General features: G+C 28.8%; 8 protein-coding genes. 6 read left to right on the top strand and 2 right to left on the bottom strand.

The annotated features are described in order from the left end of the window. The first annotated feature begins 217 nt into the window (after positions 1-217). The gene (gene tyrS, locus LQ679_RS14510; protein ID WP_239763545.1) at positions 218-1,459 is read left to right on the top strand and encodes a tyrosine--tRNA ligase; all 1,242 of its coding nucleotides are present in this window, start codon (positions 218-220) and stop codon (positions 1,457-1,459) included. 125 nt (positions 1,460-1,584) lie between these two features. Here the strand turns inward: tyrS and LQ679_RS14515 are convergent, their stop codons facing one another. Further along, the gene (locus LQ679_RS14515) at positions 1,585-1,689 is read right to left on the bottom strand and encodes a type I toxin-antitoxin system Fst family toxin (RefSeq protein WP_345772998.1); all 105 of its coding nucleotides are present in this window, start codon (positions 1,687-1,689) and stop codon (positions 1,585-1,587) included. A gap of 178 nt (positions 1,690-1,867) precedes the next feature. Here LQ679_RS14515 and LQ679_RS14520 point away from each other — a divergent pair, with 178 nt between their 5' ends. Further along, a complete protein-coding gene (locus tag LQ679_RS14520; RefSeq protein WP_239763547.1) occupies positions 1,868-3,127 on the top strand; it encodes a Y-family DNA polymerase in 1,260 nt (419 codons plus the stop codon). 2 nt (positions 3,128-3,129) lie between these two features. Here the strand turns inward: LQ679_RS14520 and LQ679_RS14525 are convergent, their stop codons facing one another. Next, a complete protein-coding gene (locus tag LQ679_RS14525; RefSeq protein WP_239763549.1) occupies positions 3,130-3,879 on the bottom strand; it encodes a hypothetical protein in 750 nt (249 codons plus the stop codon). Positions 3,880-4,122: 243 nt separating this feature from the next. Between LQ679_RS14525 and LQ679_RS14530 the strand changes: the two genes are divergently transcribed. The 4 genes from LQ679_RS14530 (at position 4,123) to LQ679_RS14545 (ending at position 8,355) form a co-directional block, all read left to right on the top strand. After that, positions 4,123-4,392 (top strand): helix-turn-helix domain-containing protein, encoded by a 270-nt coding sequence (locus LQ679_RS14530; RefSeq protein WP_239763551.1) that lies wholly within the window; start codon positions 4,123-4,125, stop codon positions 4,390-4,392. Between the two features lie 115 nt (positions 4,393-4,507). Beyond that, positions 4,508-5,314 carry a ParA family protein gene (locus LQ679_RS14535; RefSeq protein WP_198054567.1) on the top strand — a complete coding sequence of 269 codons (807 nt, stop codon included), beginning with the start codon at positions 4,508-4,510 and terminating at the stop codon, positions 5,312-5,314. Positions 5,315-5,459: 145 nt separating this feature from the next. Beyond that, positions 5,460-5,843: a hypothetical protein gene (locus LQ679_RS14540; protein WP_239763553.1), complete on the top strand. Its 384-nt coding sequence runs from the start codon at positions 5,460-5,462 to the stop codon at positions 5,841-5,843. Between the two features lie 913 nt (positions 5,844-6,756). Next, a complete protein-coding gene (locus LQ679_RS14545) occupies positions 6,757-8,355 on the top strand; it encodes a primase C-terminal domain-containing protein (RefSeq protein ID WP_239763560.1) in 1,599 nt (532 codons plus the stop codon). The last annotated feature ends 202 nt before the right edge of the window (positions 8,356-8,557 follow it).

An 8,557-nucleotide genomic window follows, 5' to 3' on the forward strand; every position in this document is an offset into this window, starting at 1 on the left:
ATAAAATATACAGGCTATATTTATCAATACTTTGACCATTTTCAAGACTTTCATAAATTGTATTTTTATTCATATAATTTATAGAGTATATTTGTTTAATTGTTCTCACGAATTATAATTTTACTGTTATAATAACTAAATACCATCGGATATATAACCTCTTATAAGGCACAGTAAGAGTAATAGAAAAATTTATAGCGAAGAGAGTTGTCTAAACATGTCAGATAAAGTATTGTCAGTTGAAAAATCAGAAAATTTTGAAAAACAATTTAAAAATTTAGTAAGTGGTACAGTTGATGTTATTCCACAGAATGAGTTTAGGGATAAACTTATAAATTCTGTGGCTAGTGAAAAACCATTGAAAATTAAATTGGGGCTTGATCCAACTGCTCCAGATATACATTTAGGTCATACAGTAGTCTTAAACAAATTAAGGCAGTTTCAAGATTATGGACATACTATTCAGATTGTTATTGGAGATTTTACAGCTAGAATTGGTGACCCTACAGGTAAGTCTGAAGCACGCGTACAACTAGACGAAAAAGAAGTGAAGAAAAATGCTAAAACATATTTTGATCAGTTTAGAAAAGTATTGAATATGGATAAAGTACAAGTGTTTTATAATGCTGAATGGTTTTCTAAATTGAACTTTGAAGAATCTATAAGTCTTTCCTCAAAAATTACAGTAGCTAGATTACTTGAAAGAAATGATTTTGAAAATAGATACCGTAATAATCTACCAATATCATTACACGAATTTTTTTATCCATTAATGCAAGGCTATGATTCAGTTGTTTTAGAAAGCGACATTGAAATTGGTGGCACTGATCAGCATTTCAATTTGTTAATGGGTAGACATTTACAAGAATCTTACCAAAAATCTAAACAAGTAATATTAACATTACCTTTGTTAGAAGGTTTAGATGGTGTAGAAAAAATGTCAAAATCTAAAGGGAATTATATTTCTTTAGAAGATACGCCAACTAATATGTTTGGCAAATTGATGTCTATACCTGACGAATTAATTGTTAAATATTTTAAATTATTAACACCTATAGATATAGATAAAATAAATGAAATAGAATTAGGTTTACAAAAGCAAACACTGCACCCTAAAGAATGTAAAATGAATTTAGCAGAGACTATAGTTTCAATCTACTACAATAATGAAATTGCTAAAGATACATATAAAGAATTCAATAATATATTCAAAAAAAATCTTGTACCTGAAGATATACCTGAATACAGTTGGACAGGCAATAGAGCTATTAATATTGTAGAATTGGTATACCAATTAAATTTGTTGCCATCAAAAACCCAAATTAGAAATATGATTGATAATAATGGTATTAAAGTTAATTCAGTAAAGATTGATAATGTTAATCAGATTATACAAATTAAAAATAATATGATTATACAAATTGGGAAAAGAAAGTTCATTAAGTTAATTACTGATTAACATGACATGACATATCATAGGTGTTATAATATGTTTATAAAAGTAATAGTCATAGATAAACACCAAACCCCCTTACTATGTGGCGTAGTAAGGGGGTTTTATAGTGCTGGCTGATCTGATGTCACCTATTTTTTTCTACGATTCTCCAGCCAATGAGAAAAGTACGCGATTGCACAACCACAAATAATGGGTGCAATGATATGAATAAAAGTAATAGTCACTATAAACACCTCCCCTCTATGACAGATTGCGCCATAGAGATAGGCGACTTTATAAGTATATCATCAAGTGAAATAACGCAAAACTCAAACGATAAAATACACCTTAAACTTGCGTTTAAGTGTGTTTTTTATTATACTTTTATCGAACATACGTTCGTATTTTAGAGGGTGAATTGAGGTGCTTATCATGTATGATTACCGTGTTTGCACAGAAAGGGATATATTATGTATTGATCTTAAAAGTTTTTTTGCTTCAGTATCTTGTATTGAAAAAGGGTTAGATCCAATGACAACTAAATTAGCTGTGGTAGGTGATACAAAACGACCAGGTTCAGTTGTGCTTGCTTCTACACCACCACTAAAAAAACTAGGTATCAAAACAGGCAGTCGATTGTATGAAATACCACAACGCAATGACATATTTATTATTAACCCTTCTATGAAAAAGTACATTTCAATCTCAACGCAGATCAGCAAAATAGCTTTAAACTTTGTTGCACCTGAAGATTTTTGGCAGTATTCAATTGACGAGCACTTTTTGGATATTACAAATTCCTATAAATTATTTTGTGAAACACCTTACGAGTTTGCGCACCTAATTCAAAATGAAATTTACGAACAAACACAGATATTCAGTACAATAGGAATCGGATCTAATATGTTGTTATCAAAGCTATCAATGGACTTAGAAGCTAAAAAAACAAGTGAAGGTATAGCAGAATGGCGATATGAAGATATTCCAGGTAAGCTATGGCATATTGAACCCTTAACAAAAATGTGGGGTATTAATAAACGTACTGAAGCAAAACTAAATAAGAAGGGTATTTTTAGAATTGGCGATCTAGCTAATTATCCCGTTGAATATTTAAAAAGGGACTTCGGTATTATTGGCGTAGATCTACATTTACATGCCAATGGCATTGATGAAAGCTTTATGAGAAAGCCACATATCACAAAGAATAAATCGTTAGGGAAATCTCAAATATTAATGAGAGATTATGAATTACATGAACTTAAAACAGTATTAAGTGAACAAGTAGATGAAGTATTTTATCGCGTGAGAAATCAACAATTATATCCCACAAGAATAACCGTTAGTGTTGGCTATGCTGATGCTGGGGGTGTAAGAAAACAGTTTACTAATAAAACAGGGTATCAAAATTCTTATGTAATCATTAATCAGTTATGGTGTTATTTATCTGATCGACTTGAAAATGATAGATTATATCGAACGATAGCAATTTCATTTGGTCATTTTATACCTAATCAGATTAAGCAGTTATCTTTATTTGAAGATCCTAAACAAATTAAAGCAGAAATTATTGAAAATGAGTTAGATCCTATAAGGTTTAAATATGGAAAAGATATTGTCTTTAGAGGTTCTAGTTTGTCTAAAAGTGGTACGTTAATTTCAAATTCAAAAAAAATTGCAGGTCATCAAGCATAAACTTATATAGATGATTTGAGTATTTTTTCTTGAACATCAATTATTAATAAACAATAATCTAAAAATATTGATTTTAATTCATTTTTTGAATCTTCACTAGGTATATCAAAATAATAAGTATGACCACTTTTAGACTTTCTTATGAATGTTTTAAATTTAGGTAAAACTTGTTTTAATTTGTATATTGTGTTCTTTTCAGCATTTGAAAAGTCTTTCATTTCAAAGCTAATGTCATGTAATATATTTATGAATAAATCGATGTCATTTATAACATTATTATATTTATTATAAAACCCTGTAGTGTTGAAATCATTTACATATTCATTCAAGAAGTGAATATGTTTATTGTTTTTTAAGTCGATTGGGTGGTTTTGTTCATTATAAAGTTCATACCTCTTGTTTTTTAATATACTTAGGAACTTAATATTTTCATCAATGAAATAAAGATCAATAAATAGATGATAAATTCCGTCTAAATAAAATTTATTCATCAAAATAATGTTTTTAATTTTTTCAATATCATTTTCCTTTCTTATTTCTTCGTTTCGTCTATCTCTTTCATAAGCAATATCACCTGATTTTTTAGCACCTAAATATGCACCACCGAATGTAGCAAATAGACCTATGAATGATATTGCAATTGAGTAAGCATCTAATTTATTTGAAGAATCTATATTAGATAATAAAAAACCTAAAAATAACGATACAACCATAATAGGTAGAATTATAAGTGCAACTAAATTTAATTTCATAAAATCACCTTTTTAATTGATTATACATCACAATTTTTTAAAAAAGTAAAAAATATAGTTCTGAGATAAGCCCTCAGGCGCTTCGAGATAAAATTTTGTGGGTTGTTATGCGTAACTGTTGTCAGAATCGTCCTCATAGAAGCCGAAAAACTATAACTATGCTATTGATTTATTGATTTCACTATTAACTGTATAATTTACTCTATACTGTAAGCTATTCAATAAATCATAAGGGGTATTTTTATGTTAGAACAAGAAAAATTAAATCAATGGGAAAAAGAAGCAAAAGATTTTACACATTCCATTGCGCAGGCACTTAAATATGAACGAAAAAAGCAAGGTGTGACACAGACACAAATAGAAAGAGATTTAAATTATTCGCGTACCTGGTTATCAGCTTTAGAAAATGGTAACTATAAAGCGAGTACAATCAAACTAGAAAACTTATATATATTAAGTAAGTATTTAAATTTATCGATTGTAGATTTAATGAATAAGGTTAGCGATAAGTAATTTATTACTAAAAAACTTTACAAGTTTACTAAAAATATGTTATAGTATAATCATAGAAAAAGCGAGAGAGAATATCAGGTTTGATGATCTATTGAAATAAGGAGGGAATTTGGATATGGCAATTAAATATACGATTTCAACAAATAAAGGTGGCGAAGGTAAAAGTACATCAGTTACTAATATCGCTTCAGAAATAGCAAAGCAAGGTTATAAGACAGCTATTATAGGAATGGATGCGCAGGGCAACGAATCATTAAGTTTTGGTTATAGACCTGATGATTTCAAAGACACTATATATGATGTCTTAATGGGTGAAGCTAAAGCTGAAGATGTTATTTATAAAGTTTCAGATGTAACTGACAACTTATATATATTACCAGCCAATGATGATATGGACTATTTTACAATGGATATATTACAGGAACATGGGACGGGTGAAGAAATCTTACACGTACTTAAAAATCGATTAAAAAGTATTGAAGATCAATTTGATTATATATTTGTAGATGCCCCTCCTTCTATGGAAGTTGTGCAGATCAATATTCTAAACTATATAGATAGAATTATCGTACCTTATCACCCTAGTGTGTACTCAATGAGATCTATTCAAAGGTTTATCAATCGAGTAGAAAAAATTCAAAAGACTTCTAATCTAGGACTAAACATAGAAGGTATTTTGGTAACATTGTACAGAGAAAATACAAATCTTCATAAAATTAATTTATTAGATTTATATAAATTTGCCCAGCAACGTAAAATTGATGTCTTTGAAGAAAAAATACCTCATACTATTAAAGTTGGTGAAGCACCATTAATGTATAGACAACCAGCAGTTTTAGTTGATGAATACAAACATTTAGATGCTGTTAAAAACTATAAAGAAATCGCAAAAAAAATTATAGAAATAGATCATAAGCAATAACTAATATAGACACTCTATATATATAGTATATATAGAGTATATATTTTAACTATATAGAATATATATATGTACATATATATATTGATGTATATGTATCATTTGTGATACAATTAAGTCAATAACTGGATAATGGAGGTCGTTCAATATGGCTAGAGATGATAGAGTTCAAAATCGTATGAGTTTTGAAGATACTTTAGGAAAAAGATCTAATGATAGTGAAAATAATGACTTTAAAGAATCAAATGTTGCTAGTACGGTAAACCATGAATCTAACACAGAAGAACATAAAAGCGTTGAGAATGTAGTTAATAATTCGCCTAAAAATGATGTTGAATATAAAGGTGAATTGGCAAGTGTTTTAAACAGAGAAGAAACAGAGAAGAAATATAAAGGCTGGAATATTAAAGTTAGTTCAATTAAACGCTTGAGAGAATTATGTAAGGATCAGCCAAAAGGTGCTGAAACAAACCTAGTTAACTTAATATTAGAAAATGCTTTAGATAACATTGAGAGCAAAGGCAAGCTATAAAGAAAAAAGGTGGCATACACGAAGTATCCACCTTTTATTAATATTCTTATATAATTAGTTGTAAGCGCATTTAAATAGCGTTATAATGATTGTAATAAAAAAATAAAAGAAGCTAGAAATGTTTTGAAGGTGCTGGAAACACCTGACAAACTAACGATACGTTACTAACCTAACGTATAGACCACTTCTAACCTCTTTGATTAACTATAATTATAACACGTATTGTAATTATAGTTAATCAAAAAGATAGAATTAATCTATAAACCAGGTAACGTTATCGTTGCCTGGTTTTTTGTTTATTAAGAAATATTGCTTTAAATCAGTGTTTTCGGTAGTATTTAAAGAGTAATAAGAAAACTCGCCCATATGGACGAGTTCACAAATTATTTAAAATTCCCGTTTTAAATTCATAGTTGAAATACGATAAACATATCTTACTGTCAATAAGATATTTTCTGTCAGCTAACTGTCAATTAGCTGTTTGCACAAATCATACTGTCAATATGATTCGTACGACCCACAACTCAATAAGAAGCAAACACAACTCAATAAAAAGTAGCAACAACTTAATAAGAAGAAGCTATTTATTAAGAAGGAATTCACTTTATTTAATTGTAGTAAACACAACTTAATAACCAAGTAACAACTTAATAAGAAGTAACAACATAATAGGAAGTTACAACAACTTAATAAGAAGATTGCTATTTGATTTAAGGTGTTTGTCTATTCAGTAGACAATACACCTATGATTATATAGCAGACGTTTACAAAAGTAAACAAATTAATATATATAAGTCCATATATAGAGTATATATTCAACATATATATTGTATATATAGACGATATATATATAAGTAAACAAATTTCTTCTTATTATGTTGTGAAACAAACACATTTTAAGGAGGAATTTTTTATGTTTAATCCAAGTAAAACTATAGATTTAGATAAAATATATGATTTTATTATGCATGGAAGCATAGAAAAATATAAATATAACCAGTCAAAATATAGTAAATTAGAGCGTAATAATTGGAAAGCGACACGACCTGCAAACTATAGATCAGGTAGAGTTGCAGTAACTAATAGTAAAGAAATGATGGTAGCTGGTAAAGGTCATGTGGTAAGTTCTGAAGAAACACTTGTAAATGGTGCTGATAATTACACACATTGGACACCAAACCCTTATCATTCATTAAAACTAGATAGAGATACAGGTTCATTATGTAAGCGTACAAAAGAGAATGTTAAACAAATTAATACATTTGTAATCGATATAGACAAAGATTATGAATTTGCTGAATTAGTTTTTCAATTATCAATTTGGAGTTGTACAAATAATACACAAAACTTTATGCCTAATATGTATGTGAAAACGCCTAGAGGTTGGCATTTGTACTTTATATTAGATACGCCATTCTATCCTTCTAAAACCAATAAGAAAGCTTTGAACGTAGCTGAAAGTATTCACCAGTCATTAATACATTCATTAAATCAAAGCGAATATTTAACTGTCGATAAACATTGTGTATCAACGGGCTTCTTTAGATTGCCTAATACTAACAATGTTAGACATTTTGAAAATAGATACATTTCAAGTAGTGAATTAATGAAATGGAGTAAAGAATATTCAAAGAATAATGATTTAAAATTTAATGGTTTAAAGTCTGTTTTAGGCGTTGTGAACAGTAATAACACGCCTGATTGGGTTAATTTCTTAATGAATGAAGCTGATATAACTTCAGTAGGCTATGGTATTGGTAGAAACAATACTGTATTCACTCTTGCGCTATATTATAAATCAATTGGTGATACTGCTGATCAAACGCAAGCAATATTAGAACCTTTAAATAGTCGTTTCGCTAAACCTTTATCAAATAATGAATTTAGTAAAACAATTAGAAGTGCATTTAGAGGTAATTATAAAGCGCCTAGTAGGTTTCACGTTGAAAACCTATTAGAAGCCTTTAGCAATGGTGAAGTAATGTATAACAATAGTTTTGTAGCAGTGAATGGCTTTTATAAACACGCAAAGCCTAGAGAAGAACGTCAGCGCAGTCACTATTATGAAAGACTAGGAGATTTACAAGAGTATTTAGAAGAAAGAACAGACATTGATAAAGTATTTATGAAAGGATCAACTACAGCTATTGCTAAAGAATTAGGCATGGCTAGATCTGTATTAGATAAGGTTACTAAAAAGGCAATTAAAGAAGGTTTATTAGTTAAATACACAAAAGGTAAAGGAAGATATGCAGAAACGTTTATAGCGCTTAAAAAAGTGTTTATACAACGTGTATTTGGCATGGTCAAAAGTATTAAAGAACAAAAGGCTGGTTTCTCTAAAGCATTGAGAAGCCTATTAAACGTGTCAAAAGACTTAAGAACTACTGTAGCACAGAATAAGGGACTGTATGAAGAACTAACAACAATACTAAGCTATATAGATGATATACAATCAGATCCATTAAACTATGATAATTCAGTCACTATTGCAACCAGGAATATTAGTTAAATTTTAATTGTCCACTGTGCCATTACTTATATACTTCAGTTTCTCGACCAGGTAAATAAACTATTAGGAATATAGATAGATTAATATAGTTTGTATATATAGAAGTATAGATAGGAATATAGATAGATTAATATAGTTTGTATATATAGAAGTATAGATAGGAATATAGATAGATTAATATAGTTTGTATATATAGAAGTAT

It is taken from the genome of Mammaliicoccus sp. I-M35 (assembly GCF_022386455.1).
Taxonomy (GTDB): Bacteria; Bacillota; Bacilli; order Staphylococcales; family Staphylococcaceae; genus Mammaliicoccus; species Mammaliicoccus sciuri_A.

Excerpts from the sequence above, each read along its gene's own strand:
- tyrS (WP_239763545.1), top strand. The coding sequence starts at position 218 with ATGTCAGATAAAGTATTGTCAGTTGAAAAATCAGAAAATTTTGAAAAA.
- LQ679_RS14520 (WP_239763547.1), top strand. The coding sequence starts at position 1,868 with ATGTATGATTACCGTGTTTGCACAGAAAGGGATATATTATGTATTGAT.
- LQ679_RS14525 (WP_239763549.1), bottom strand. The coding sequence starts at position 3,879 with ATGAAATTAAATTTAGTTGCACTTATAATTCTACCTATTATGGTTGTA.
- LQ679_RS14530 (WP_239763551.1), top strand. The coding sequence starts at position 4,123 with ATGTTAGAACAAGAAAAATTAAATCAATGGGAAAAAGAAGCAAAAGAT.
- LQ679_RS14535 (WP_198054567.1), top strand. The coding sequence starts at position 4,508 with ATGGCAATTAAATATACGATTTCAACAAATAAAGGTGGCGAAGGTAAA.
- LQ679_RS14540 (WP_239763553.1), top strand. The coding sequence starts at position 5,460 with ATGGCTAGAGATGATAGAGTTCAAAATCGTATGAGTTTTGAAGATACT.
- LQ679_RS14545 (WP_239763560.1), top strand. The coding sequence starts at position 6,757 with ATGTTTAATCCAAGTAAAACTATAGATTTAGATAAAATATATGATTTT.